This window comes from Bacillus sp. OxB-1 (genome assembly GCF_000829195.1).
Taxonomy (GTDB): domain Bacteria; phylum Bacillota; class Bacilli; order Bacillales_A; family Planococcaceae; genus Sporosarcina.
The window spans coordinates 638,353-664,652 of sequence record NZ_AP013294.1; the positions used below are offsets into that span (position 1 = coordinate 638,353).

The window sequence follows — 26,300 nt, forward strand, 5'->3', positions numbered from 1 at the left end:
CTACGCCTCATTTACTAGATACATAGACATACTTTAATTATAAACAAACTTTATTAAATGTACAATTTAAGAATAAAGACACATATAAAAAAAGGTCGGACACGAGATCCAACCTGAACATTCGTTATTCCGTTCCTAATTCTTGACGAACGACATCTGCAATTTGGTCCACATATTGGGTACATGCTTCTTCTGTCGGCGCTTCGACCATGACCCGGACAACCGGTTCTGTTCCGGATGGACGGACGAGCACCCTCCCGTTTCCGGCCATTTCCTTCTCTACATCGGAAATCGTCGCAGCGACTTTAGCATTTTCAGTCACCGCGTTTTTATCAGTGACCCGCACATTGACGAGTTTTTGCGGATAGACCCGCATTTCAGCAGCCAGCTCGGACAGCTTCCGGCCCGTGCGCTTCATAATATTCACCAACTGAAGGCCGGTGAGGAGTCCATCGCCCGTCGTATTGAAATCCAGGAAGACGATATGCCCGGACTGCTCGCCGCCAAGATTATAATTTCCTTTTTTCATTTCCTCGACGACGTAACGATCGCCCACCGCTGTTTGGACACTTGTCATTCCTTTGTCGGCAAGTGCTTTGTAAAAGCCCATATTGCTCATGATCGTTGAAACGACCGTGCCCGACTTGAGGCGCCCTTCTTCGTGCAAATGGCTTCCGATGATGTACATGATCTGATCGCCGTCCACAATTTCACCATGCTCATCCACCGCAATCAACCGATCCCCGTCACCGTCGAAGGCCAACCCGATATCTGCTCCTTTTTCCACAACCAGTTTGCAAAGTTCCTCCGGATGCGTAGAGCCGACTCCTGCGTTAATATTCACTCCATTGGGAGAGGCTCCCATTGTCGTCAAATCTGCATCCAGATCCGCAAACACATGGGTCGCCAAAGTCGATGTCGCGCCGTTCGCACAGTCCATCGCGATATGGATGCCCGTGAATTCCTCATCCACTGTCTGCTTCAAGTATTGAATGTATTTATGGCCGCCCTCGAAATATTCTGTAATGGTACCAACATCTTCCCCGACAGGGCGTGGCAGCGTGTCTTCCGGCTCATTCAACAGACGTTCGATTTCCTCTTCTTGCTCATCTGTCAATTTAAAACCGTCCGAGCCGAAGAACTTGATGCCGTTATCTTCAAAGGGATTATGTGAAGCGGAGATCATGACACCTGCCTGCGCGTTCATCGCCCGGGTCAAGTAGGCAACTCCCGGCGTACTGATTACGCCAAGCGTCATCACTTCCACTCCAGTTGACAATAAGCCGGCAATCAAAGCACTTTCCAACAGTTGGCCTGAAATCCGTGTATCTTTTCCGACGAGCACCGTCGCTTTCTCCTGGATTTCTTTCGTTAGTACATAACCACCCGTACGACCTAACTTAAACGCCAGCTCCGGGGTCAATTCCTTATTCGCCACTCCACGGACACCATCCGTGCCAAAATACTTTGTCATCTCCTAACTCCCTTTCAAAACATATATCAGGCAAGTTCGATTTTCATCGTCACCTTTTCTTCAGAAAGCTTCCATTGTACCTTTTCGGGGCCATCTACGGTAACGGGAAGTGTCAGCTCCCCTTCCGCCTCTGCCCTGGAGGCATCGACATAGACATTGAAATCAGAAGACGCCATCTGATCGATGACACTTTTTTCTCCGGTCACGCTCAATGAAACGGAGCCGTTTTGCGGCTTCTGATAGGAGCTTTTAAATTTTTCATCCAGCCCCTTGACCTCTACCGCGATATTGTTAAATTCTTTCGTGACGACCGGTTCAGGAGCAGGCGGCGGAGACTCTGCTTGCTCGGATGAGTCACTCTCCTCTTCCTGATCCTGCTTCTGATCCGTCGTAGCAGCGTTAACGCTCACTTTCAATTTATCCAAAGACATCTTCGAAATCCCTTTCGGCTTTTTCAACGTCACATCGAGCTGCCCTTGTCCATCCACTTTCGATACATCTACATCCACAATATATTCTTCGATTTGTTCCAATGCTTTCCGCGATCCGGTTAATGTGATGGTTTTCGCATTTGTCGAGAGGCTACGGACTTGGACGTCTTCCCGCGGCGTTCCGACGGCATGGAGAACAATCGGCACTTCTTTCTGATACTGGGCCACCTCCACCTTGACAGTCACTTCTTCCGGAACAATGGTGACATTCAACTTATTCAAATCTTTATCCAAAACGCGGACACGGGCTTGTTGTTCGAATGATTTGGAAATGCCCTGATCCGCAGTGGCAGTCGCTTTCACAAAACTAATCGATTCGATGACACTTTTCGCACCCGTCACTTCTATGACCGATGGATCGGTTTTCATATCCACAATATAATAATCTTCCGCCAGCAACCGATCGTTCAGCTCGGGATCGACGCGGAAGCTTTCCGTGATTTTCTCTTCGATATCGACCGTGACTATCGGAGGATCCAGCTGGACTAGCAGCTTATCCGAAATATTTTCCGTCTGGATCTCCACTGAATGCCGGCCAATCGGCAAATCACTCAAATCCAGCCGCAGCGTAAAATCCTTTCGAAGTTTCGTTGATTGAACCAGATTGGCGGGCCCGTCAATCGTCATATTGACCGTTTCCGGCACCCCGGTAACTACTAAATTCTCTGTATCATAAAACACTTCGACCGGGACATCGCGGATATCTTCCATCGTGTCGCCGATCGATTTGCCTACCGTCTTCTCTTCCCCTGCTTTGACGAAGAAAAACAGCACAATGGCAAGGAACAATGCCGTGAAACGGAGAAACCAAGGGCTATCCATAAGTTTATCCATTGTTTTTCTTCCTCCATTTCCAAATAGGCGTTTCCGCTTGCTTGGATTCCGGACCAAACCAGAGTCGACGCAATTGAACTTCAAATTCCTCCATATCCAAATTCCGGTTAATATCCCCATCTGCCGTTATGCTGACAGCCCCGGTCTCTTCCGAAACGATGATTGTCACAGCATCCGTCACTTCACTAATGCCCAGAGCCGCCCGGTGCCGCGTCCCTAATTCTTTTGAGATGAAAGGGCTCTCGGAAAGCGGAAGATAACAGCCGGCTGCCGCAATTCGATTTTTTGTGACAATGACGGCACCATCATGAAGGGGAGTATTCGGGATGAAAATATTGATGAGCAATTCGGATGTAATATCGGAATTCATCGGAATCCCAGTTTCGATATATTCGCTCAATCCCGTTTCTTTTTCAACGGATATCAAGGCTCCGATTCGACGTTTGGCCATATAGCTGACCGATTTCACAAACGCCTCAATGAGCCGATCCCGCTCTTCCAGCTCCTGCGTCATCGTTCGCGCAAACAGCCGGCCTCGCCCGAGTTGCTCAAGCGCTCGCCGCAGCTCCGGCTGGAAGATGATGATAATTGCCAAGAACCCGTACGGCAGCACTTGGTCCATCATCCAGCGCAATGTATCGAGTCCGAACACGTCTGTCAGCAGCCGGGCGATGATCAGGACGATAATTCCCTTTAACAGCTGGACTGCCTTTGTCCCTCGGATGATCGTTATCAGTTTATAAAAAACATACCAGACAAGAAGCACATCCACAATAGTGATAAGTGGTGCGACCGGACTTAAATCAATAAAATCTTGCCATTTGGGCATGTGCTTCGCCTACTTTCCTTACACAATTTCCTATGCGTACAGTATAGCATAAAAGCGCCTCATGCAATGCCAAAAGCACAGGGCGCCTGCTCGGACCTGATAAGTGATTTTCGTAAGGGGCCTTATTTTCCCTGCATCCAAAAAAGCCGGACGCCACGGCGATCCGGTCTTTCCATTTATCACTCATCGGTGGAACGGTCCCCATCCGAGGAAGGGATGACATCATTCAACGTTTTCTTGATTTTATACCATAGCCATTCGAAGACTTCGTCGATTTCCTCGCTATTGCCGGTGACCACCGCCGTGGAAGCCATATATTTCGTACCGCGGATGACCGTGACGTTGCCGTCGACTTGTCCTTCGATGCGGAGATTGCCGTTTTTCACGACGAGGTCACCCTCAATGACTTCCCCTTCCGGCACAATCACCGTCTCCCCTTCGACAATCAGATTCGGTTGCTTCGTTACGGAGAAATGTTGGTCATTGCCATAACTCGAGAATAACGTAGCACTCATTAAGATAAAAAACAACGCAGCCGCTGAGAACAGCGGATGTCTGCGCAGCCAACGGTTGAAACCGGCTTGGGATTTCTCTTTCGGGAGCCGTGCCATGACCCCTTCCACAAATCCTTCCGGAGCTTGTATTTGGGTAGCACTCCCTAGAAAGGCGATGGATTCGCTTAATCCATTCATGATCTCTTTGCATTCGGGACAAGTATCCAAATGCTCTCGTAGCAGCCGCTCTTCTTCCCGGCTGATATCTCCGTCTAAATACGCGTGCATATATTCGACAACATATTCAGGACACGTATTCATACCAATTCCCTCCTACATAGTACCCAACTGTTTTCGAAGTGCTTCCCGCCCGCGATGGACCCGGGTCTTTACGGTCCCAAGCGGCAATTCTAAAATATCTCCAATTTCCTGCAACGGCAATTCCTCGATGTAACGGAGCGTAATCACAGATCGGTATTTGTCCGGAAGTCTGCCGATTTCATAGTGGATGCGTTCCTGCAGCTCCATCTTTTCCACTTGGTCCTCCGGTAATTCATCGGCTGCCGCCACTTGCGAGTATAAATTCAAGCCCTCGGTCCCCGGCACTTCGGCGTCCAGGTAATAATCCGGCTTCTTCTTCCGAATCCGGTCGATGCATAAATTGGTTGCAATTCGAAAGAGCCACGTAGAAAATTTCCGTTTTTGATCAAATGTATGGATATTGATATAAGCACGCACAAACGCTTCTTGCGCAATGTCTTCCGCTTCCTGCGCATTCCCCAGCATCCGATAGCACACTTGATACAGTCGATGCTGGAATAAGGTTACAATTTCCTCAAAGGCATCCTGGTTGCCTTTTAATACTTCATTGATCCGTTTATTGACCAGGTCATCCATTGTCATTTCATCCCCCGGTGCGGCTGTCCCTTCATATACGGTTGAAGGTATCGACAGGTTTCATTTTTTATCACTATTTTTTATTTTATCAAAGATGGCGAGTTTTTTCTCCTAGAGTTTTGTAAAACCCATCCCATTTGGGGGAATAAAAAAGGATCGCCACGATCCCGTGGATGCCGGGTTCGTGTACAATCCAATCCCTATTATTATAACAACTTCTCCCCGAACAAGGAGCCCATCAGGCCGACTGCTACGTCAGCCGTTTTGTTTTTGTCATCCAAAATCGGGTTGACCTCGACGAATTCAGCCGATGTAATCATTCGCGCATCCTCCAGCATTTCCATGGCGAGATGGCTTTCCCGATAACTGATGCCTCCAGGCACCGGCGTACCGACCCCCGGTGTGTAGAGAGGATCCAACCCGTCCAGATCCAATGAGAGATGAACGCCATCCAAATGGCGGGACTGCAAATAGGCAATAGCGTCCTTCATGACTGCCGTCATCCCATCCCGATCGATTTCATGCATCGTATACACTTTGATCCCTTTTTCCTTGATCAATTCCCGTTCACCCGGGTCGACTGAGCGGGCTCCGATGATGACGATATTCTCCGGCTTTACTTTAGGCCCCGCCTGCCCGATGGCGACTAGTTTCTCATGTCCGAAGCCCATGCTGACCGCAAGGGGCATGCCGTGGATGTTGCCGGATGGAGATGTCTCCTCTGTATTCATATCTGCATGCGCATCGTACCAGATGACGCCTAAGTTTCCATACTTCGTCGCAAGCCCTGCAAGCGTCCCGATTGCGATGCTGTGGTCGCCTCCCAAGACGAGCGGGAACCGGTCCGCTCTCAAAACCGCTTCCACTTTTTTGGCGAGGGCAGTGGTCGCTTGTACGACTTCTTCTAAATTCTTCAAGTTCGAATGGCTCGGCTTGTCTCTGGCTGCTGCTCCTACGTAAATATTCCCCTCATCTTCCACTTCATGTCCGATCGCTTCCAATCGGCCGACTGCTCCTGCATACCGCATGGCGCTCGGTCCCATATCCACGCCGCGGCGGCTCTGTCCATAATCGAGAGGAACCCCGATCAATGAAATTTGTAATTTGCCCATTCCCCATACCCCCCTTTACTTGAACCTATTTTAAGGCTTTCGGTAAGGTTGGCTCAACTCAACAAATTTCCGAATATTTATACATCCTCCATCTTCTTCATGAACTGCTCACAAACCTCCGGAGGAATGGGCTTACTGAATAAATACCCTTGGGCTTCCGTGCACCCGAAGGATCGTAAAATTTCGGCCTGTTCCTCGTACTCGACCCCTTCTGCAACGACCCGCAAACCGACCGTATCCGCCAAGGCGATGATCGCTTTGACAATTGCACGACTCTCCTCGTTTTCATGGATATCTCGGATGAAGGACATATCGATCTTCAAAGTATCAGCAGGCAATTCCTTGATATAGCTGAATGTACTATATCCGGTCCCAAAGTCATCGATCGCCACAGTAATACCCATTTCACGGATGGTCTGTATCTTCTCCTGCAACCCTTCCCGATCCGCAAACGTGGTTTCCGTCAATTCAATCTCGATCAATTCCGCAGGAGTCCCGGTCTCTTCGAGAATGTTCCGGATCATCGGTACGGCACCCGGATCTTCCACTTGTACAGGGGACATATTGATGGCCACCCGGAACGGCGCGAATCCTTTCTGTATCCAATCCTTCGCCTGTCTGCACCCTTCCCGCAAAATCCATTCGCCTAACGGAATGATAATTTTCGTCTCTTCCGCCACAGGAATGAATTTATCAGGCGGAATGCGTCCGAGGTCGGGATGGTTCCAACGGACAAGCGCTTCCACTCCGGTCAGTTCATTTGTCTGCAGATGGATCTTCGGCTGGTAATCGATATGGAATCTTCCTAATTTAACGCTTTTTCTAAGCTCATTTTCCAACAAAATTCGTTCCAGCGACTTGGAGGCGGTTCCATGACGATAAAATTCATAACCGCCGCCTCCATGTTCTTTTTTGATCGACATCGCCTTCTCTGCCTTCATGGCCAGTTCCGAAGCTTTCGTCGCATGCTCTGGATATAGGGAGATGCCAATACTGAAGGAGGGTACATACGGTTGGCCCATCACTTCAATCTGTTCCTCCAAATAGGATTGAACTTCTTGGATATGCTGCCCGATCTCTTCATCGCTTTTACATCCCTGTAATAGAAGGGCAAACTCATCACCCGACAGTCTGCCGACAATCTGTTCGGCCGGATAGAACGCCCGCAGCCTTCTGCCGATGACAGATAGGACATAATCTCCTGCCTCGAAGCCAAGGGAGTCATTGATATATCGAAGACGATCGATATTGATCCGGACGTAGGCCAATTTCTCCCCCTTCTTTTCCGCCCTGTCCACTGCATGATGAACTTGTTTTCGAAAAGAAATCCGGTTGGGCAAATCCGTCAATTGATCATTATATGCCAAGTTTCGCACCATCATTTCGGATTCAATGCGCTGGGTTATATCGTTCCGGATTGAAATGTATTGATACGGCTTACCTTTTTCATTCAGAAAAGGAACAATCGTCGTATCCACCCAATAAAACGTCCCGTCTTTCCGTCGGTTCCGCATTTCTCCACGCCAAGTTTTCCCCTTCCCGATCGTAGCCCACATCTCTTTGAAGAAGCGTGTCGAATGAAAGCCGGAATTGACGATGCTGTGTGTAGAGCCAATGAGCTCTTCCACCGTGTATTGGGATATCTTGGTGAATAGTTCATTTACGTACAAGATCTTCCCGGTCCTGTCCGTAATAGCAACAATGGCCGACTGATCAAGTGCGTAGGCAATATCTTCGAATACCTTCTGGTCGCTTAGCGAACCGTCGAAACGTATTACATCTTGTATGGATTTGTTAGTTTCCTCTTGCATGGTATCGCCCCATCGTTATGAGTATTCCCACATTCATTACTTTTGTATCATGGATTCCCTCTATTGTACCGTATAGTCTACTAAACTTCTTCTGGTTTATTCCCAAATAAATAGAAAAGAATCCTTAATTTACTAAAATTAAGGATTCTGTCGAAATATACATGAACATGGTTTGGTAAAATGATACAGAAAATGGCTGGGGTAGCTGGATTCGAACCAACGAATGACGGAGTCAAAGTCCGTTGCCTTACCGCTTGGCTATACCCCAATGGTTAAAATAGCGATCAGCTGCGCATCTCATTATCAGCTTCTTCCGCGACCTGCTTGCTTCTCCCCATTTTAACGGGGCGATAAGTTGCGTTTCATTTTTTAAAGAATGGTGGTGGGGGACGGATTCGAACCGCCGAACCCGGAGGGAGCGGATTTACAGTCCGCCGCGTTTAGCCACTTCGCTACCCCACCAGTAATATGAATCATTTTCCGGAAACTATGTGTAGATCATAATAAATGGTGACCCCTACGGGATTCGAACCCGTGTTACCGCCGTGAAAGGGCGGTGTCTTAACCGCTTGACCAAGGGGCCATCTTCAACCCGTGCATTCTATATTCGACAATCATCGCTTTCTTGTCGAACCATCAATCTGAACGGCACAAATGTTATATTAACAAATTCGCCCGCAATGCGCAAGCGCTTTCCGCAAGTTTTTATAATCCCATTTTTCGAAATACTCATTTTCCCATTATCTTGCCACCATGGATATCATCCCCATACACCCTATCCAATTTGGACAAAAAAAGCGATCTCCTCTACCGGAAATCGCAACCTATCGAAAATTAAAATAAGCTTCCAGCCGGGCTCGAACCGGCGACCTCTTCCTTACCATGGAAGCACTCTACCTGCTGAGCTATGGAAGCATATAAATGGCTCCGCAGGTAGGATTCGAACCTACGACCGATCGGTTAACAGCCGATTGCTCTACCACTGAGCTACTGCGGAATCGTAATATGTATTCAATTAACGACAAATTCCATTATACCAGTTAATTTTACTTTTTCAACATCATTTTACCGGAAATGGGTCATCCTGTTCCTGACGACTTTTTCAGTCTACCATGGGCACGGCATATCCGTCAAACCTTTTTCATAAGATGAAGTAACTTTGCAAACAGGGGGTTTCGGATGCGCTATAAAATCGTTTTTTTCGGCATGGTATTCTGCACACTATTTCTTTTCCTCCCCCCATCCCTCGAGTCGGGAACGCTTACCTCGGTCTTCCGGGTCACGGATCAACCGGCTGCCATTGTGCGCGGAACAAGCGGCTCGGCCCTGACCGTCAGTATATCGTTTGGGGATGTTGAAGTGGAAAAATGGATTAAAGAATTGCAAGCACCCTATCCACTACTGATGGTTGATATGGATTGGACAGACCGCTTCCCTGAAACCGTGAGGCAAATCAATGAGAAAAATATTCCGGTGGGATTGCTCGGCGACAGCGGCACAGCCTATGAAGAGAGTTCTGAACTGCTTGCCTCTCAGCTAAAACGATTTGAAAAGACATTCGGGGTGAAGCCCCTCTGGTTCCGAACAATCGACGAGCGCTTCCCCCAATCGTTGCAAAAACAATTATGGAAAGCGGAAGTGAATGCGCTCGGATCCTCTTTCATTTGGACAGGCGGAGCAGTGCCTCCCCCGAAAGAGGGGGAGATTATATCCATACCCCATCACCGCCACGAGCGGGTTAAATTGAACGCCCTCGATCCCTTGTATAAGGGGCGCAAAATGGCTGGGGTAGCTGGATTCGAACCAACGAATGACGGAGTCAAAGTCCGTTGCCTTACCGCTTGGCTATACCCCAATGGTTAAAATAGCGATCAGCTGCGCATCTCATTATCAGCTTCTTCCGCGACCTGCTTGCTTCTCCCCATTTTAACGGGGCGATAAGTTGCGTTTCATTTTTTAAAGAATGGTGGTGGGGGACGGATTCGAACCGCCGAACCCGGAGGGAGCGGATTTACAGTCCGCCGCGTTTAGCCACTTCGCTACCCCACCAGTAATATGAATCATTTTCCGGAAACTATGTGTAGATCATAATAAATGGTGACCCCTACGGGATTCGAACCCGTGTTACCGCCGTGAAAGGGCGGTGTCTTAACCGCTTGACCAAGGGGCCATCTTCAACCCGTGCATTCTATATTCGACAATCATCGCTTTCTTGTCGAACCATCAATCTGAACGGCACAAATGTTATATTAACAAATTCGCCCGCAATGCGCAAGCGCTTTCCGCAAGTTTTTATAATCCCATTTTTCGAAATACTCATTTTCCCATTATCTTGCCACCATGGATATCATCCCCATACACCCTATCCAATTTGGACAAAAAAAGCGATCTCCTCTACCGGAAATCGCAACCTATCGAAAATTAAAATAAGCTTCCAGCCGGGCTCGAACCGGCGACCTCTTCCTTACCATGGAAGCACTCTACCTGCTGAGCTATGGAAGCATATAAATGGCTCCGCAGGTAGGATTCGAACCTACGACCGATCGGTTAACAGCCGATTGCTCTACCACTGAGCTACTGCGGAATCGTAATATGTATTCAATTAACGACAAATTCCATTATACCAGTTAATTTTACTTTTTCAACATCATTTTACCGGAAATGGGTCATCCTGTTCCTGACGACTTTTTCAGTCTACCATGGGCACGGCATATCCGTCAAACCTTTTTCATAAGATGAAGTAACTTTGCAAACAGGGGGTTTCGGATGCGCTATAAAATCGTTTTTTTCGGCATGGTATTCTGCACACTATTTCTTTTCCTCCCCCCATCCCTCGAGTCGGGAACGCTTACCTCGGTCTTCCGGGTCACGGATCAACCGGCTGCCATTGTGCGCGGAACAAGCGGCTCGGCCCTGACCGTCAGTATATCGTTTGGGGATGTTGAAGTGGAAAAATGGATTAAAGAATTGCAAGCACCCTATCCACTACTGATGGTTGATATGGATTGGACAGACCGCTTCCCTGAAACCGTGAGGCAAATCAATGAGAAAAATATTCCGGTGGGATTGCTCGGCGACAGCGGCACAGCCTATGAAGAGAGTTCTGAACTGCTTGCCTCTCAGCTAAAACGATTTGAAAAGACATTCGGGGTGAAGCCCCTCTGGTTCCGAACAATCGACGAGCGCTTCCCCCAATCGTTGCAAAAACAATTATGGAAAGCGGAAGTGAATGCGCTCGGATCCTCTTTCATTTGGACAGGCGGAGCAGTGCCTCCCCCGAAAGAGGGGGAGATTATATCCATACCCCATCACCGCCACGAGCGGGTTAAATTGAACGCCCTCGATCCCTTGTATAAGGGGCGCACCTTCCGCCCGGTGGAGGATGTCCTCTTCGGCACAACCGTGAAAACGAAGAAAATCCCGGAGTAAGCATAGCTGATTGTGTCTATCTAAAAGTTTCACGCATTTAGCTAACGAATGCTCGCACTCAACCGGGAGTTCATAATGCTAGAAGCCTTGTTGATTGTACTCCATGCCTTCTTGCGAACTGGAACTTCCCTCCAAAATAAGAAAAAAGCACAGATCCCTGCGCTTTTTTCTTATTTCACTTTGGCCGTTTTTTCTTTCGCCGCTTTGCGCAGCCGTTTCCGTTCATCCAACCGCTGTTTATCTTCATCCGACTGTCGATTGTATTTCGGCAGCGCGAGAATTTGATAAGCATTGACTGCGAGAAGCGGGAACAATAAGATTGTCACCCATGTGTCGATATTGCCTGAACGCACCATCAAAGCAGGCAGCCATTCCAGCGTCGTGATGACAATCATGAAGAACAGCGCTGAAATAAGCGTATGCTTCTTCGTCCATTTCGCTTTGAAATATGCCGTAACGGCCGCCACTCCAACAAGTGATATGAGCAATCCGATATACAGCAACGTGCGTCCGGTCTCACCGGATGTTAGCTGGAATCTGAAAAAGACAAGGTCGAATAACACGACCGTGATAATCAACAACTGGACCCAATTCCATAACGTCAACGATTTGAAAATATTGACGCCGAATTGATGGACAGTCAAATAGGCGAAAAAGCCCATCTGCGCTACTACACTCATTGTAAACCCAAGGAAAATCATCCAGAGAAACGCACCGACAAATTGCCAAATTTCGCCATTCGCTAAATATGTAGAAAAGAATTCCCAACGTACGATCAACCCAACGATCGCCGTAATGGCTCCTCCTATAAATAAGGCGTTAAAAAAGAATTTTATCCAATTTCGTATTGTCACGACCTGGTTCCTCCGTTTGTACATACTGTCCTTAGTGTATCAACGTTTTCTTCAAAAATCTATTTCATTACACAAACGATGCATATTCTGCTCCATTTTGTGAACAATAAATGAAAATGGTGATGGAAGGGAAGTTCAATTCCATGAAAAACAAGGGCTTTCATTTTCTATTAGCGGCAATTCTCTTGACTGGATGCAGTATGCAGCAATCCGGACCGACATACGATGAGTTGAAAAAAATGACGACAGATGCACTTCAAACAGAGGATGGAAAAAAGGCGATCCGGCAAATGCTGGCGGATCCCGAATTCCGTGAACTTCTCATTTTGGAGCAGACCGAAGTGAAAAAATCCATCGAAGATGCGTTGCTCTCCGAAAAAGGCGAGGAGTTCTGGAAGAAGAAATTCGAAGATCCGAAATTCATGGAAACAATCGCCAAAAGCATGAAAGATCAGCAACAAGACGTGATGAAAGCACTTATGAACGATTCATCTTTCCAAAAAGAAATGGAAGAGTTTTTTGGACAGCCCGACATGCAAAAGCAAATGGAGACGATTATGCAATCGGGGAACATGAAAAAAGAAATGGAAAAAATGGTGCAAGAAACGATCAGTAGTCCTCTACTTCAAGCGAAATGGCAGGAACTGATCATGAAGGCTGGCGAGGCAAAAGGCGGACAAAGCGGCGGCAAAGGCGGTGGCGGACAAGAGGAAGAGTCAGGAGGCAGTGGAGGTGGAGGCGGTCAATGACCCCCTCCATCTTTTTATTTACCCGTATTGGCAACCACTTTTTTAGCAATATCCATGTAAATCTTACCGATCGGATGGTCTTCTGCGTATACTGAGGGAGCAAAATCCTCTTCGTTCCAATCGGGCTGTCCGAGTGGAATCTGGCCAAGCAATTCTGTACGCAACTCCTCGGCAAGTCGCACGCCGCCCCCTTGGCCGAAGACATATTCCCGCTCTCCGGTCTTTTTGGATTCGAACCAGGCCATGTTTTCAATGACTCCGAGCAATCCGTGATCGGTTTGAAGCGCCATCGCCCCTGCACGCGCCGCGACGAAAGCGGCTGTTGGATGTGGCGTCGTCACGACAATCTCTTTTGACATCGGAATCATTTGGTGGATATCCAAGGCTACGTCCCCTGTACCCGGCGGTAAATCTAGGATGAGATAGTCGAGCGCTCCCCATTCGACGTCACGGAAAAATTGGTCCAATGCTTTACCAAGCATCGGGCCGCGCCAGACGACCGGTGCATTGTCTTCTACGAAGAATCCCATGGAAATGACTTTCACGCCAAGACGCTCCACCGGAATAATCCGATCGCCTTGGACGACCGGCAGTTCCGTGACGCCCATCATATCCGGCACACTGAAACCGTAAATATCCGCGTCGATCAAACCGACTTTCTTCCCAAGACGCGCCAAAGAGACGGCGAGGTTGACGGAAACCGTCGACTTCCCGACTCCCCCCTTGCCGGATGCGATCGAGATGAATTCCACGTCGCTGAGCGGGGACAAAATATCTTGTGCTTCCGCGGCAGTCGCCGTCCCCCGGAATTGCTCAAGCGCTTCTTTCGACAGCTCTTCGAAACGGATGCCGACAGACGCAGCGCCTGCTTCTTTCAACGTTTCCACGACTTTCATCTGGAGCGCCATCTGTTCAGCTGTATTGATTTTGGCAATGGCCAGCTTGACGCTGACATGCTGCTTCTCTTCTTTGATTGTAACTTCTGCGATCCCATTGGTCTCCGCAAGCGTTTTATGTAAAAACGGATCCATCAGAGGACCTAGCAATTCCCGAACTTGTTGTTCATTGATCAATTCAGACACCCCTTGGAGGTTTAATTATTCACTCTTCAAGTATACCATAGCCCACGAAGTGTCACGATTAGAAGGCTTTATTTCTCATCCGATTGATGGAATTGGATAATTCCGTCCAGGATCGCTTCAGCGACCTTTTTCTGATAGCCCGTGTCGGTAAGCAGCAAGCGTTCCTCATCGTTTGAAATGAACCCCGTCTCCACCAGAACAGCCGGCGTCGGAACTCTCTTCAATAGATAGACACCCTTGATTGCCAATGCTTCCCGATCCGTATTTTTCAAATTCTCCTGAAAGGAAGATTGTATGGATTTAGCCAGCAGTTCGCCATGCGGATGGCCCTCTGGATGATAAAACACTTGCGAACCCCGCCACTTCGAATCCGGGATCGCATTGACGTGGACACTGATAAACATATCCGGATCTTCGTCAAGTGCAATCTGTTCGCGCAATTTCAAGTCCGCTAATTTGCGTTCCCGCACCGTTCCAAACTCCTCACCCGGGGCATGTTCAGCCAAGGCATCCCCTTCCTTCAAGCGGGTCATGACAACAGTGGACCCTTTCTTCTCCAATTGTTTTTTCAATTCATGAGCAATTTTCAAGGTGATGTCCCGTTCCACTACCTCCCCCGAAGAAGCCCCGCCATCCAGGCCTCCGTGCCCCGGATCGATGACAACTTTGACCCCGCCCAGCTCAGCCGGCATGAAAAAGCCCCGGTCCGAAGCACTCGCACCGTATAGCACAATCCCTAAAGAGAACCCGAAAAGTATACAAATGATAACCCATCGCTTCATTCTCGACACCGCCCTTTTTCAATCACTATACGCGGGTGAAGGGTGGGATATGCCCTTCATCCTGATCGTTTTAGGGGTGGAGGAAGATCGGTTGTTGCGAGGTTTTTGGGGGATGTTGAGAAGTTTGTCTGGAATGTTGGAAGGTGCCTGGGGAATGTTTTGAGGTTTTGGATAAGCCGTTGTGAGGGTGGGCGAAAATGTTGTAAGGCGCCGGGAGTGTTGCGAGGTCCCTGGATTTTGTTTCGAGGTCGAGGAGTTACGTTGCGAGGTGGTGCCATTATGTTGTGGGGTGCTTCAAACGTTCGGAGGGATTAAAAAACAGGACCTCCGCAAAGGTCCCGTCTGTTTCCTGATTATTCGGTTGCGCCCTTCCAGTCGAGCATGCCGCCGACCATATTGGTCACGTCGTAGCCTTCATCCGCCATGATTTCTTGTGCGCGGCCGCTGCGACCGCCGGAACGGCAAACGAGGATATATGGTGTCGACTCGTCCAAGTCCCGCATTTTCAACGGAATGTCACCTAACGGAATATGCACCGCTCCCGGGATTTTCCCCGCAGCGACTTCATCAGCTTCCCGTACGTCGATCAAATGAAGCTGTTCTCCGTTTTCCAAACGTTCTTGCACTTCTGCAGCTGTAATTTCCTTCATTCCAAAAAGCCTCCCTACATTCGGTCATAGACCTATCATAGCGGGCTAATCGGGTTTCGTCTACTCTTCCAAACCGAAGTTGGGAGTTTTGGTTTTCCGGCGTTTATTCAGGAATTCGGCACTGTCCCATACCCAGCTCCTTATAGCTTACAGAACGTCCACGATGCGCAACACTTTCCGTGGACGTTCTGTTTTTGAATCTACTGACCCTCATTCATCCTCCATGGCTTCCGCCTTCGTCCTATGGACCGTGCCATACGGGTGCTCAGGCGGGGCATAGATAGTGTAGAGTTTCAACGGAGTATGACCCGTATTGATCAAATTATGCCATGTGCCCGCTGGTACCATGATGGCATCGTCATCGCGTACAGGCACCTCAAAATTCAATCGATCTTTTGCATCTCCCATTTGCACAAGGCCTTGCCCCTCTTCCACCCGCAAAAATTGATCCACCGTAGGATGAACTTCCAGACCAATGTCTTCCCCGACTTCGATGCTCATTACGGTCACTTGCAGATGATTTCCTGTCCAGATCGCCGTGCGGAATGTATCATTCGCCCTTGCCGCCTCATTGATATTGATGACGAACGGCTGCTTTCCACGGTCCTGTAACATAATTCCATGCCCGGCAACAGGCTGCTGCCCGACCGGAAAATGCGGGATGACACACCGATGATAATGGTGTGGACACCAATACGGAACGAAATAGATAGACCCCAGTCCTTTCAAAGTTGATCGTAGTATCATATGCTCAAGGGGGCGTCGGTGACACACTGAAACTCTAAAATCAGTACGAGGCGCTTTCCCTTCTCTCCCGCCAGATGATTTCCCATGGTACACTAAGTTCAACGCTTTTTCTTGGAACTATAGTAACTTGAAACGCACGGCAGAAGGAGACATCCGCATGAAGCAGAAGTGGACACTGACGGGACCGAAGTTAATCGCCTTTGCTGTGTTCCTGTTTTTAATTTATACAAATTACGGAAATTGGCAGGAGCACCGGGCATTCATGGAGGAAGCAGAACAGCATCCGATGGCAAAGCGGATCGTCCAAAAATATGTCGTCCTCGATCTGTTGGAAGGTCCGCGGTACTCTTTCCAATTGGACGCCATCCCGAAAAGCAGGGTGCCGAAGCCATCCAACTCTTCTCTGATCGGCGTCGATCGGAAGCAATATGAGCAAGTGGAAGTCGGAGATACAATTACGGGATACTCGGTAGAGGGAAAATTCTATACGGATACACTGCTGCAGGAAGAAGAGATGTGGTTCTATCTGTTGCTAACCCTATTCAGCCTCTATCCAATCGGCTACGTCCTGTATGTCCTCCTGAAAATCATACCTTTCCGGCAACTGTTCGAACGGCCGGCCATCCGAAAGTATGTCAATGCAATCGGAAACGTCTCCCTGACTCTTCTTTTTTACGGAATCCTCGTCGCTCTCCTTCTATTTGGGAGAATCGAATGGAAGGACGCCTTATCTAATGGCCATGAAAAGTTTTTCGGGGAGACTCACGCAAAGGCGACCGCGCTCATCATCGATCGGGGAATCGATCATAACCCTTCCTTATATGAAGACCATGAATATTACCTGACTCTCATGTACAAGCCAGGCAGGGAGGAGGCTCTCTACGTTTCCAAAGGGGTCACCTGGCATACGTATAATAAATACCAAGACGAAATGCCAATCGTTTACAACACCCAAAATCCGTATCAGGTATTCGCGCAGGAAATGGATTTCATGGATATCTTCTATATTTCACTGACCGATACCGTCACGATCATGGTCGTTTCCCTGATCTTAACAATCCTCCTGAGCATACTTCCTTATTTATTGTGGAAGCGGAAAAAAGGAAGAAAATATAGCAAGGCATACAAAAAACAGGGGCTGTCCGAAAAGTCCAGGCACAGAGTTGGATACTAGCAAAAAGCAAGGGCGCCGGGAGACTCCTGCGGGAAAGCCGGCCGACGAGACCCCGCACGGCTGTAAGCCGGAGGAGGCTCGGCGGCTGGCCCGCGGAAAGCGACCAGAGCCCTTGCTTTTTGCGTGTTTAACCGGAAAATCCACTTTCTGGACAGCCCCTGTTTTCAATTCCGTTCTATGAGACGCGGAGTTTCTTTTAATGCTTCTATTGACGAGACGCCGATGCCGAACATCGCCATCTTGAGTTCCAATTCACGCGTTTCCAAGACGCGGAGAACGTCTTCCGTACTTTCGGTCGCTTCTTTCAAAAGGGACCGTCCGAATCCCGCCATGTCGGCGCCGAGCGCAATCGCTTTGGCGGCGTCAAGACCTGTCCGCAATCCACCGCTCGCGATGATCGGCTGCTCATCGATCGACGCGTGGACTGACCGGATGCTTTGAACCGTCGGGATGCCCCATTCGCTGAACGCTTCGGCCGCCTCCTTCTTGACCGGATCACCGGAGCGGAATTTCTCCACTTGGCTCCAGGACGTTCCGCCGGCCCCCGCCACGTCAATGAAGGCGATTCCCGCATCGCATAGCTTCCTCGCCGTCTTCCCGTCAATTCCCCAGCCGACTTCTTTGATGCCAACCGGAACATCCAACGCGCCGCACAGTTGCTCGATCTTCCCCAGTAGGCCTGCAAAATTCGTGTTTCCGTTTGGCTGAATGACTTCTTGGATGCTGTTCAAATGAAGGACGAGCAGATTCGCATCCGTCATCTCGATAATCTTCCGGCATTCCTCGATGCCGAATTCATAATTCAGTTGAACCGCGCCCAAGTTCGTGATGATTGGAACATTCGGGGCATACTTCCTCACTTCAAACGAGGCGTGATGCGCCTCTTTGTCGAGGAGTGCCCTCGTCGATCCGAGTGCCATCACCCATCCCCGCTCCTCGGCAGCTTCAGCAAGATTCCGATTGATCGTCTCCGCGAATGCCGTTCCCCCGGTCATGGAACTGATGAGGAACGGGGTGCTGCATAGATGACCCAGAAATTCGGTTTCAATGGAAATTTCATCAAAATCGATTTCCGGAAGCGCATTATGAATAAAAGAGAGCGAATCAAAACCGGTGGAGATGGAATCTCCCGTCACTTTTTCATTTAATGAAATCGTGATGTGCTCGGATTTTCGCTGTTGAATCGAATCAGTCAACATGAGACACCTTCCTTATTTTTTGGGGGATGCACCTATGCGCAAGGTTCACACCAGCATATCCTTTCGTTTCAGTTACTCACTTTGTATTTCCTCTACCGTTTGTTCCACTTCCGCGCGCGTCATTTTCTCCCGCCCTTCTTTCATGGCCTTCAATGTTTTATGGGCCAAGGCAAGGGGCAGACGGCAGAATAACACAATGCTCCTCTTATGGAGAGACTTCATGTACTCATCCGCTTTTGCCAAGTTTTCTTCAGCGTATTTGAACAGCTCCGCACGGGTCCAACCATCAGGCACGAAATTGACACCGCGTTCATCCAAATCTTCCTCTTCATTCCGCAAAATATTTACAGCCTGAAGCCCGCGTCCATAGCCAATCGCCAGTTCACGGTCTGTTTGTTCATCCGCATAAAGCGCCCAGAGATCGGAAAGCATGACGCCAACAAGCCCAGCCACGTAATATGTATAGTCGTCCAAATCCTCACGTGTCTGGATATTCCAGTTTTCCTTTGCCCATTTCGCCATGCCCCATGCCATTTCCCGAGCGGCATCCAGGACAATCGGCTGCGCCTCCTTCGGGCAGGCTTGTACCCATTCCTCTAAACGCACGGAAACATCAGGCAGGATCGCTTTTTCCGATCCTAGAATCCGGAAATATTCTTCATTATTAAATGGTTGTTGTTCGAATAATTCGCTGACTTTCATCAACATAGTATATTTGGCATCATTGTCCAAGTCTGCATGATCTTCAATTTCATCTATTGCACGGAATATCAAGTAAGCGGATGCAACCGAATGTTTCAACTCCCTTTTTAAAAAGGTGATCGGAATATAAAAGGTACGGCTCGTCTCTTTAAGTACACGCATCGCATCTTTCGGAAATGCTAATTCAGCCATGATGAGCTCCTTTCTCCCTATTAAGTTTTTCTCCTATACACCATCGTAACTCAATTTCTGAAAAAAATATAATAAAACAGAAAAAAAGGCTGAAAAAGGTGACTGTCCCCTTTACAATTTGGACACTAATCAGAATAGTGTCCGAATTGTATGGGTGACTGTCACCTTTGGAACAATTCCCGCGCCAATAAACGATACACATCCAAACGCTTTTCTTGTGAATGGGGGATGCTGACAATCATCGCTTCATCAAATCCATATTGCCCCTGTTCGGCTTGCAGCACCGTCGCGATTTCTTTTGCATCTCCTACTAAATGGATTTTACGGTTATCTTGGATGATCATGCGGTCCATTTCCGTCAGCGGATAATCTCGGGCTTCTTCAGGTGTCAACACTGAGGCGAGCTTGCCTCGCATGAATAGCAGACGCCAAATGTCTTGGGGCTTCGCTTCGAATTCCGCTTCTTCTTTTGTTTCCGCAGTCGTCACCATATAGGAAACATTGATTTGCGGTTTCTCCATGAAGGCGGAAGGTTTAAAGTTCTTTTTATAGGCATCTAAAATAGGCTTGGACATTTCGCCGTTGAAAAACTGGGCAAATGAATAGCCGACCCCTCTTACCCCCGCTTGCACAGCGCTATTGCCCGTCGAACCCAACAGCCAAGCCTCGGGCAAAACGACTTCGGACGGGGTCGCGATTGTTTTTTGATACAAGTCATCTGCGGGAATTTCATCGTTGATCAACTGCAAAGCCGTATCCAATTTTTCATACATATTGTGTACCATCGGCTGACGTCCTTCAGATAGCGCATAGATGGAGAGCTGGTCCCCACCCGGAGCACGGCCCACGCCAAAATCAATCCGGCCTGGTGAAAAGGCGCTTAACGTTTTAAACACCTCGGCCAATTTGAGTGGAGAGTAATGCATCATCATTACGCCGCCCGTACCAATCCGTATATTTTTCGTTTTCGCAGCCAAATGAGCGGCTATCACTTCCGGAGCGGAACTTGCAAAATCCCTAGTTGCATGGTGTTCTGCCATCCACATCCGATGATAGCCTAACTGATCGCCTAAAACAGCCAATTCTTCCGCTTTGAGCAAAGCATCCGCCGCCTTATTCCCAGTTGTAACCGGGGCTTGGTCCAATATACTTAATCTCATATTTTCAGTATCCTTCCAATTAATTTAATCCTCAAAAAGCGCTTCATAACTGATCCAGCGCAGCCGAAATTGCATCTTCTCCCGACACAAGGTCAAATGAACGGTTAAACGTATTTTCCATTGGCAAAGCAGCCAGGATGGTTTGTGCTACATCTTCCCGCGGAATCGAAGCGGTTTCTAAATCTTCCGCAATGGAAACCTTTCCGGTGCCTGGTTCATTCAACAATCCACCCGGGCGGATAATAGTATACGTTAAGCCGCTTTGCTCCAGGATTTTGTCCGCGTGATGTTTGGCAACCATATAATGTTTAATGCTGCTCCATTTTTCTCTCCTATGCGCATGGATTGCACTGACCATGATAAAACGCTGAATGCCGATTTTCTGTGCAGCTTCTATCGTTTTCGCCGCCCCGTCCAAATCGATTAACAGTGTTTTGTCAGCACCCGTATGTCCACCGGATCCCGCCGTGAAGACGATGGCGTCACAACCTTTGGCAGCTTCCGCTATTTCATCTACACTGCCTTCCAAATCGGCTAATCTTGCTTCGACGCCTACCTTTTCAAACGCTTCCACTTGTTCTTGTTTTCTAACCATCGCTCTTACCGTATGTTCCGTACTAGCTTTAAGTAACTGGACAAGATGTTGACCGATCTGTCCGTTTGCACCAACTACAAAAACTTTCATGAATGATCAAGCCTCCACTATTTATTAGTATGCTAATGGTTCCAATAAAAAATGAGCCTACGATAAATTCTCAGCCATCTTTTTCAAAAGTTTTTTCAATGTTGCAAGTTCCTGAGAAGACATGCCTTCCAATAACTTATCCTGTTGCTTTCTCCAAACGGCTTCAATGGGCCCTTTCATATTTTGACCCTTCGGTGACAAATACACTCTGTTAATCCTACCGTCGGATGGATCACGCTGCCGGTAAATCAAACCGTAACTTTCTAATGCCTTGACCGTATTCGCAACAGTGGGCGGTTCACAATTCAACCGTTCACTCAACTGGCTCTGTGTAATGCCGTCCTCGTTCCATAACCGGCATAATAGCTGATCTTGGCCGATATGAAGATCCAATTGACGCAACATTTCCGAATAACTTCTGCGCTTTTTGGCGGATATGTCATCGAGAAGTTCCCGAATTTCATCCTCAATCAAAAGTTCACCTTCTTCCATGATTAGTTAGTATGCTAACCATATCGGGAAAATTTTTTTATTTCAAGTAAAAAGATTGGATGGACTACACTCAGGAGCCGATATGATTTTTTCTTTTTCTCAATATCAAGTTCAGTGAGGAAAATAAAAAGAGAGATTGTGGGAATCCATATCCTCTCCATACAGCTGGATTGCAGAGAAAAGTTCCTCAGCACAGGCATTAAAAAACCGGATGGACGACGTAGGATCTGTCTGCCATCCAGTTTTTCCATTGAATCACCACCAAAAAGGCAGTAAGGCTAAGGTAGCGATAGCGCCTAGGGCAATGCCGAAAGCGAAGGCACGGCCACGGCCAAAGCCGTATCCGTATCCATATCCGAATCCGTAACCGAACCCACCTAAGTTCCGGCCGCCAATCGGTTGCAAATAAACTCTGTTATTCCGGACACCTTGAATAATACCTCTATGGGTTCTCCCATCCCGTGTCCCGATTACGACAGGTCTTCCGACGTGCCGGGTACACAAGGAATGATAATGTTGAATAGACATCTTGTTGTCACCCCATTTCACTTGAACATACATCATCATATGTGGATAACGATGCCTCTTAGGGGACAAACACACCACGGCTTCATGGAAATTCGAAATGCTACGGAAATTGGGATACTGTCCGGTGCACGCACATTTCTTATACATAGAATAAGAGCATCAGATTCTTTGGAGGTGTGGAAGTATGTCGGAAGCTGTTGGTGGATACGTAGGAGGATTTACTTTGATTGTTGTATTGTTCATTTTATTAATTATTGTCGGTGCCTCATATTGGGGCGGAGGGTATTATTAATCGAAGTTTCAAAGGGAAAAGCACACAATTGTTATGTGCTTTCCCTTTTCCTTAAGTGGGCAGTTGGGCTATACGGGAAGATGAATAAGTGAACAGATCAGCAGTATGCAACGCCTTGCCGTTCAAAAAGGTGCGGACTAAATAATAGCCCACACAATAGCCGGCCATTTTAGGATAGGAGCCTAAGCCGTATAGCACCTCTTGATGGGTCGCTGTCATTTTTGCTTGATCCTTCTCGGGATATACCAGCTCTATCCACAACTTCTCCAACACCTCGTCGGCATACAATGAAAGCCAGGCGGGATTTGCGCCTTCCCCTAGCCTTTCCTGGACAGCCATTTCGGCCAGCCCTTCCATGATGATCGTATCCAGTAATACATACTCCTCTTCCCTTTTCGGGTATTTTGTCAATCGGCAGACATGGTTGTATTCATGTGTCAATAATGCCAGTATTTCTGATTCCGTATTATGAGGGGCGATGAACAAAAACAACTTATCCTGAAAGGCGAGCCCCGATTTTCCGTTGAACTCGCGCATCAGTAATTCATTGTCTGAATCCGACGGGAAAATGAAGATGGGGACGTCGGGACCTTGCCATAGCTGTTGCAGCTGCTCGAATTCATGTTGGGCGATGGTCCAGACATTATTTTCCTCAAGCTTTTCACTCATCTTCCTTCCCTCCTCCGCCGAAGGATACATACCGAATGTCAATAAATGATGATAAATATCCGAAACGGAAGCGTCGGGGAAGAAGGATGACAGTTTCTTGCATAGGTCGATGGGATTTCCGTCCGATTCCGTCAGCCAGTCGTTTGTGTTGACCACACCCATGGGTTCACACTCCTTTGCCGTATTCTATGCGATGCCGGTAGCATCCGGGAACAGGAGTGAATAAGCGAAGAATGGATTTGTTCCATACACAGACACCGCCCCTTCTGATATGATGAAGGTAATTGACTAGTCACATATCTACGGAGGAAATTATGAAAAAAGTCGCGGTCATCCAGGATCTATCATCGTTCGGTAAATGCTCACTCACAGCTGCCATTCCCGTGCTTTCGGTCATGGGTGTCCAGGCATGCCCTTTACCAACCGCCATCTTCTCTGCGCAAACGGAATACCCGAGCTATTTCGGCGAGGACCTTACTGAGAAAATGCCGTTTTTTACGGAGGAATGGGACAAGCTGAATGCAAATTTTGACGGCATCCATACCGGTTTCATTACGGGAAAAGAGCAAATTGCTCATATCCTTCGTTTTTTAGATACGTTTTACAAGGAAGATACCCTGTTGCTTGTCGATCCGGTGATGGGAGATATCGGGGAAGCATATCAAAACTTTGATGAGGAGCTGCTGGCGCAAATGAAGGAACTCATCAAACGGGCCGATGTCATAACACCAAATATAACGGAATGCTGCCTGCTGACCGGATTATCGTATGACAGACTGTACCGCTATGAAAATGAAAACGACTTCTTCAAAGCGATTCAAGAAGCAGGCCAGCAGCTGCAGCGGCAAACAGGCGCCCAGATCATCATTACCGGGATTGATCCGCCGTCCAGCCTGACGGATTCCCGGTTGATCGGCAATATGTATATAGACGGTGACAGATCTGTTTACAGCTCTGTGCCGTTTAACGGGAAAAGCTATTCTGGCACGGGGGATCTATTTGCATCCGTCATCATGGGCAGTCTGATGCGCGGGGAAAAATTGACGCAAGCAATCGGGCTGGCGGAAACATTTTTAACGGCAGCCATTCAGGATACGGACGCGGAAGGAACACCTACCGTGGCGGGGGTGAATTTTGAGAAGTATTTGAGGTTGTTGTTGTTGTGAAGTGAAGGCTAGGCCGGTCTACAAAGATTACCCGTGGCCTAAATCAGAGACAGTCTCTTGGAATCGACGGAGGACTTTGTGGAATGTCTTTCCAAAGGGAAGGACGAAGGGTATAATGAAAAAATTAAGGGAGGTACTACATATGACCAATATTATTAAACCAGATCCCCTTCATATTCAAGCCTATTCGATTTTGAAGTCTTTGATTCTGAAGGGGGAGTTGCAACCCGGTGAGCGTTTAGTGGAGGCGAAATTAGCAAGAGATCTCGGGATTAGCAGAGGTCCTGTTCGCGAAGCGATCCGTATGCTTATCCAGGACGGGCTGCTTCTCCAAAACGATGGAGCTGTGCGCATTTATCGACCAACCAAACGAGAAATCATCGAAGTATTTGAGTGTCGTGAAAGTCTTGAAACTCTAGGGATTCGACTATTTCTCCGATTCCTTACGGATGACCTGGAGCGCCAACTGCTTGACCATATTGACGAGGCCAAGATTGCGTACAAAGAAAATAGGATTACCGAATTAGGAGAACTGGATAAGCAGTTTCATGATTTAATCATCCAACACTCGAACAATCAACAACTCATTCAGTTAATGAGTGTCATTGAGGCAAAGACAGTATTGATCCGAAATCAAATGGTTCACCTGGACACGTTTCCCCCTTTTATCGACCAGCATTCACGAATTATTAATGCCTTGCTTGAAAGAGACGAAGAACAAGCTATGGCAGAAATGAAGCAGCATTTAGAAAGCGGCTTACTCCGCATTTTGAATAATATTTAATTTTTAACACCTGGATGTGTAATCATAGGTGTTTTTTATTAATCATTTACTGTTGACAGTTTACTGTATACAGTTTTCAGTAAACTGTTGACAGGGGTTTAGTGAGGTGATATTGTATTCATAATCTTAAGTAGATTGGAAATAAATACAGTTTTAATACTTCATATGTAAGCGCTTCATCGCTATATTTTCTATCAGTCTATTTAGATTAAATAAAAAAGGAGGAAGATTACCATGAAAGCACAAGCTCAACTGATTTATCCTGAACGACCGGTATTCGATTCTATTGAGAAAGAACGTCAATATCGAAAAGAACGTTTGGCAAGCGCTTTTCGCCTATTCTCGAAATTTGGATTCGATAATGGGGTTGCTGGCCATATCACTGTTCGAGATCCTGAATTTACTGATTCGTACTGGGTGAACCAATTTGGAATGCACTTTAGCCAAGTGACAGCATCAAACCTTCTATTGGTGAATGACTATGGAGAAGTTGTGGAAGGAGATGGAGTTGTCAATGGAGCAGCGCTAGTGATCCATTCAGAAGTACATAAAGCCCGTCCGGATGTCCAAGCCGTTGCACATACTCACTCAACATATGGTATGGCGTGGGCATCGCTAGGACGTACACTTGACCCGATTAGCCAGGATGCCTGTGCATTTTATGAGGATCATGCTGTTTTCGGCAAATACAATGGAGTGGTTTTGGATTATGACGAAGGAACACGTTTGGGAGAAACTCTCGGGGATAAGAAAGCATTGATTCTCCTCAATCATGGCTTGTTGACAGTAGGACAAACAGTCGATGAAGCGGCTTGGTGGTTCATCTCAATGGAACGTTGTTGCCAGGCTCAATTATTAGCGGAAGCGGCTGGGGAGCCACATGTAATAGATCACGAAACCGCGATCGATACAAGAGACAAGGTAGGCTCCTCACAAAATGGTTGGTATTGCTATCAACCTCTATGGGATCGGATCAAGAAAGAACAACCTGATTTCTTAGATTAATAGAAAAGGTGGAGAAA

The 26,300-nt window shown here is 47.7% G+C and carries 26 protein-coding genes and 10 tRNA genes; 7 read left to right on the top strand and 29 right to left on the bottom strand.

Features of this window, described 5'->3' with window-relative positions; all coding sequences use genetic code 11:
- Window positions 1–124 precede the first annotated feature (124 nt).
- From glmM to OXB_RS03425, 17 genes are all read right to left on the bottom strand, one after another.
- Window positions 125–1,474 carry a phosphoglucosamine mutase gene (glmM, locus tag OXB_RS03345; protein WP_041071887.1) on the bottom strand — a complete coding sequence of 450 codons (1,350 nt, stop codon included), beginning with the start codon at window positions 1,472–1,474 and terminating at the stop codon, window positions 125–127.
- Between the two features lie 26 nt (window positions 1,475–1,500).
- Window positions 1,501–2,799, bottom strand: a complete 1,299-nt coding sequence (locus OXB_RS03350) for a CdaR family protein (RefSeq protein ID WP_041071889.1) — start codon at window positions 2,797–2,799, stop codon at window positions 1,501–1,503.
- The gene (cdaA, locus tag OXB_RS03355; protein ID WP_041071890.1) at window positions 2,792–3,628 is read right to left on the bottom strand and encodes a diadenylate cyclase CdaA; all 837 of its coding nucleotides are present in this window, start codon (window positions 3,626–3,628) and stop codon (window positions 2,792–2,794) included. Before cdaA ends, OXB_RS03350 begins: the two co-directional genes overlap by 8 nt.
- A 179-nt stretch (window positions 3,629–3,807) precedes the next feature.
- A complete protein-coding gene (locus tag OXB_RS03360) occupies window positions 3,808–4,443 on the bottom strand; it encodes an anti-sigma factor family protein (protein ID WP_041071891.1) in 636 nt (211 codons plus the stop codon).
- A 12-nt stretch (window positions 4,444–4,455) separates the two neighbouring features.
- The gene (gene sigW, locus OXB_RS03365) at window positions 4,456–5,019 is read right to left on the bottom strand and encodes an RNA polymerase sigma factor SigW (RefSeq protein ID WP_041071892.1); all 564 of its coding nucleotides are present in this window, start codon (window positions 5,017–5,019) and stop codon (window positions 4,456–4,458) included.
- Between the two features lie 206 nt (window positions 5,020–5,225).
- Window positions 5,226–6,131, bottom strand: a complete 906-nt coding sequence (rocF, locus tag OXB_RS03370; protein WP_041071893.1) for an arginase — start codon at window positions 6,129–6,131, stop codon at window positions 5,226–5,228.
- Window positions 6,132–6,208: 77 nt separating this feature from the next.
- Entirely contained in the window at window positions 6,209–7,942 is a 1,734-nt protein-coding gene (locus OXB_RS03375) for a putative bifunctional diguanylate cyclase/phosphodiesterase (protein ID WP_041071895.1), read from the bottom strand.
- Window positions 7,943–8,135: 193 nt separating this feature from the next.
- A tRNA-Gln gene (locus OXB_RS03380) sits at window positions 8,136–8,210 on the bottom strand.
- A 109-nt stretch (window positions 8,211–8,319) separates the two neighbouring features.
- A tRNA-Tyr gene (locus OXB_RS03385) sits at window positions 8,320–8,404 on the bottom strand.
- 46 nt (window positions 8,405–8,450) lie between these two features.
- Window positions 8,451–8,525, bottom strand: a tRNA-Glu gene (locus tag OXB_RS03390).
- 259 nt (window positions 8,526–8,784) lie between these two features.
- Window positions 8,785–8,857 (bottom strand) — tRNA-Thr (locus OXB_RS03395).
- A gap of 7 nt (window positions 8,858–8,864) precedes the next feature.
- Window positions 8,865–8,939: transfer RNA gene (locus tag OXB_RS03400), tRNA-Asn, on the bottom strand.
- Window positions 8,940–9,722: 783 nt separating this feature from the next.
- Window positions 9,723–9,797: transfer RNA gene (locus OXB_RS03405), tRNA-Gln, on the bottom strand.
- 109 nt (window positions 9,798–9,906) lie between these two features.
- Window positions 9,907–9,991: transfer RNA gene (locus OXB_RS03410), tRNA-Tyr, on the bottom strand.
- Between the two features lie 46 nt (window positions 9,992–10,037).
- Window positions 10,038–10,112: transfer RNA gene (locus OXB_RS03415), tRNA-Glu, on the bottom strand.
- Between the two features lie 259 nt (window positions 10,113–10,371).
- A tRNA-Thr gene (locus tag OXB_RS03420) sits at window positions 10,372–10,444 on the bottom strand.
- Window positions 10,445–10,451: 7 nt separating this feature from the next.
- Window positions 10,452–10,526, bottom strand: a tRNA-Asn gene (locus tag OXB_RS03425).
- Between the two features lie 182 nt (window positions 10,527–10,708).
- Between OXB_RS03425 and OXB_RS03430 the strand changes: the two genes are divergently transcribed.
- The gene (locus OXB_RS03430) at window positions 10,709–11,371 is read left to right on the top strand and encodes a hypothetical protein (protein ID WP_041071897.1); all 663 of its coding nucleotides are present in this window, start codon (window positions 10,709–10,711) and stop codon (window positions 11,369–11,371) included.
- A gap of 170 nt (window positions 11,372–11,541) precedes the next feature.
- Here OXB_RS03430 and OXB_RS03435 read toward each other — a convergent pair whose 3' ends face one another.
- Window positions 11,542–12,225 (bottom strand): KinB-signaling pathway activation protein, encoded by a 684-nt coding sequence (locus OXB_RS03435; protein WP_041071899.1) that lies wholly within the window; start codon window positions 12,223–12,225, stop codon window positions 11,542–11,544.
- A gap of 110 nt (window positions 12,226–12,335) precedes the next feature.
- Between OXB_RS03435 and gerD the strand changes: the two genes are divergently transcribed.
- Entirely contained in the window at window positions 12,336–12,974 is a 639-nt protein-coding gene (gerD, locus tag OXB_RS03440) for a spore germination lipoprotein GerD (protein ID WP_231860358.1), read from the top strand.
- 14 nt (window positions 12,975–12,988) lie between these two features.
- On the opposite strand, the gene OXB_RS03445 is transcribed toward gerD, so the two are convergent.
- The 4 genes from OXB_RS03445 to OXB_RS03460 all read right to left on the bottom strand — a co-directional run bounded on the left by OXB_RS03445 (window position 12,989) and on the right by OXB_RS03460 (window position 16,199).
- Window positions 12,989–14,047: an Mrp/NBP35 family ATP-binding protein gene (locus OXB_RS03445; protein ID WP_041071901.1), complete on the bottom strand. Its 1,059-nt coding sequence runs from the start codon at window positions 14,045–14,047 to the stop codon at window positions 12,989–12,991.
- Between the two features lie 77 nt (window positions 14,048–14,124).
- On the bottom strand, window positions 14,125–14,838 hold the full coding sequence (locus tag OXB_RS03450; protein ID WP_041071903.1) for an N-acetylmuramoyl-L-alanine amidase: 714 nt from the start codon (window positions 14,836–14,838) through the stop codon (window positions 14,125–14,127).
- A gap of 353 nt (window positions 14,839–15,191) precedes the next feature.
- Window positions 15,192–15,488 (bottom strand): rhodanese-like domain-containing protein, encoded by a 297-nt coding sequence (locus OXB_RS03455; RefSeq protein WP_041071905.1) that lies wholly within the window; start codon window positions 15,486–15,488, stop codon window positions 15,192–15,194.
- A gap of 210 nt (window positions 15,489–15,698) precedes the next feature.
- Entirely contained in the window at window positions 15,699–16,199 is a 501-nt protein-coding gene (locus OXB_RS03460; RefSeq protein ID WP_041076235.1) for a cupin domain-containing protein, read from the bottom strand.
- A 193-nt stretch (window positions 16,200–16,392) separates the two neighbouring features.
- Here OXB_RS03460 and OXB_RS03465 point away from each other — a divergent pair, with 193 nt between their 5' ends.
- Window positions 16,393–17,409, top strand: coding sequence for a hypothetical protein (locus OXB_RS03465; RefSeq protein WP_052483853.1), 1,017 nt, complete (start codon window positions 16,393–16,395; stop codon window positions 17,407–17,409).
- Window positions 17,410–17,573: 164 nt separating this feature from the next.
- Here the strand turns inward: OXB_RS03465 and fni are convergent, their stop codons facing one another.
- From fni to OXB_RS03500, 6 genes are all read right to left on the bottom strand, one after another.
- Window positions 17,574–18,605, bottom strand: coding sequence for a type 2 isopentenyl-diphosphate Delta-isomerase (gene fni, locus OXB_RS03470; RefSeq protein ID WP_041076239.1), 1,032 nt, complete (start codon window positions 18,603–18,605; stop codon window positions 17,574–17,576).
- Window positions 18,606–18,680: 75 nt separating this feature from the next.
- A complete protein-coding gene (locus OXB_RS03475; protein ID WP_041071907.1) occupies window positions 18,681–19,502 on the bottom strand; it encodes a squalene/phytoene synthase family protein in 822 nt (273 codons plus the stop codon).
- Window positions 19,503–19,663: 161 nt separating this feature from the next.
- The gene (locus OXB_RS03480; RefSeq protein ID WP_041071909.1) at window positions 19,664–20,662 is read right to left on the bottom strand and encodes an LLM class flavin-dependent oxidoreductase; all 999 of its coding nucleotides are present in this window, start codon (window positions 20,660–20,662) and stop codon (window positions 19,664–19,666) included.
- Window positions 20,663–20,705: 43 nt separating this feature from the next.
- A complete protein-coding gene (locus OXB_RS03485) occupies window positions 20,706–21,347 on the bottom strand; it encodes an SDR family oxidoreductase (protein ID WP_041071911.1) in 642 nt (213 codons plus the stop codon).
- A gap of 57 nt (window positions 21,348–21,404) precedes the next feature.
- Window positions 21,405–21,821: a MarR family winged helix-turn-helix transcriptional regulator gene (locus tag OXB_RS03490; RefSeq protein ID WP_231860359.1), complete on the bottom strand. Its 417-nt coding sequence runs from the start codon at window positions 21,819–21,821 to the stop codon at window positions 21,405–21,407.
- Window positions 21,822–22,094: 273 nt separating this feature from the next.
- Complete coding sequence (locus tag OXB_RS03500; protein WP_041076241.1) at window positions 22,095–22,367, bottom strand: hypothetical protein; 273 nt, start codon at window positions 22,365–22,367, stop codon at window positions 22,095–22,097.
- Window positions 22,368–22,551: 184 nt separating this feature from the next.
- Between OXB_RS03500 and OXB_RS18330 the strand changes: the two genes are divergently transcribed.
- Window positions 22,552–22,659 carry a YjcZ family sporulation protein gene (locus tag OXB_RS18330; RefSeq protein ID WP_084212375.1) on the top strand — a complete coding sequence of 36 codons (108 nt, stop codon included), beginning with the start codon at window positions 22,552–22,554 and terminating at the stop codon, window positions 22,657–22,659.
- Window positions 22,660–22,710: 51 nt separating this feature from the next.
- On the opposite strand, the gene OXB_RS03505 is transcribed toward OXB_RS18330, so the two are convergent.
- Entirely contained in the window at window positions 22,711–23,490 is a 780-nt protein-coding gene (locus OXB_RS03505) for a DUF2268 domain-containing protein (RefSeq protein ID WP_041071916.1), read from the bottom strand.
- A gap of 152 nt (window positions 23,491–23,642) precedes the next feature.
- On the opposite strand from OXB_RS03505, the gene OXB_RS03510 reads away from it, so the two are divergent.
- The 3 genes from OXB_RS03510 (at window position 23,643) to OXB_RS03520 (ending at window position 26,283) form a co-directional block, all read left to right on the top strand.
- Complete coding sequence (locus tag OXB_RS03510; RefSeq protein WP_041071917.1) at window positions 23,643–24,494, top strand: pyridoxamine kinase; 852 nt, start codon at window positions 23,643–23,645, stop codon at window positions 24,492–24,494.
- 142 nt (window positions 24,495–24,636) lie between these two features.
- Complete coding sequence (locus OXB_RS03515; RefSeq protein ID WP_041071918.1) at window positions 24,637–25,278, top strand: GntR family transcriptional regulator; 642 nt, start codon at window positions 24,637–24,639, stop codon at window positions 25,276–25,278.
- Between the two features lie 234 nt (window positions 25,279–25,512).
- Window positions 25,513–26,283 (top strand): class II aldolase/adducin family protein, encoded by a 771-nt coding sequence (locus OXB_RS03520; RefSeq protein WP_052483854.1) that lies wholly within the window; start codon window positions 25,513–25,515, stop codon window positions 26,281–26,283.
- The last annotated feature ends 17 nt before the right edge of the window (window positions 26,284–26,300 follow it).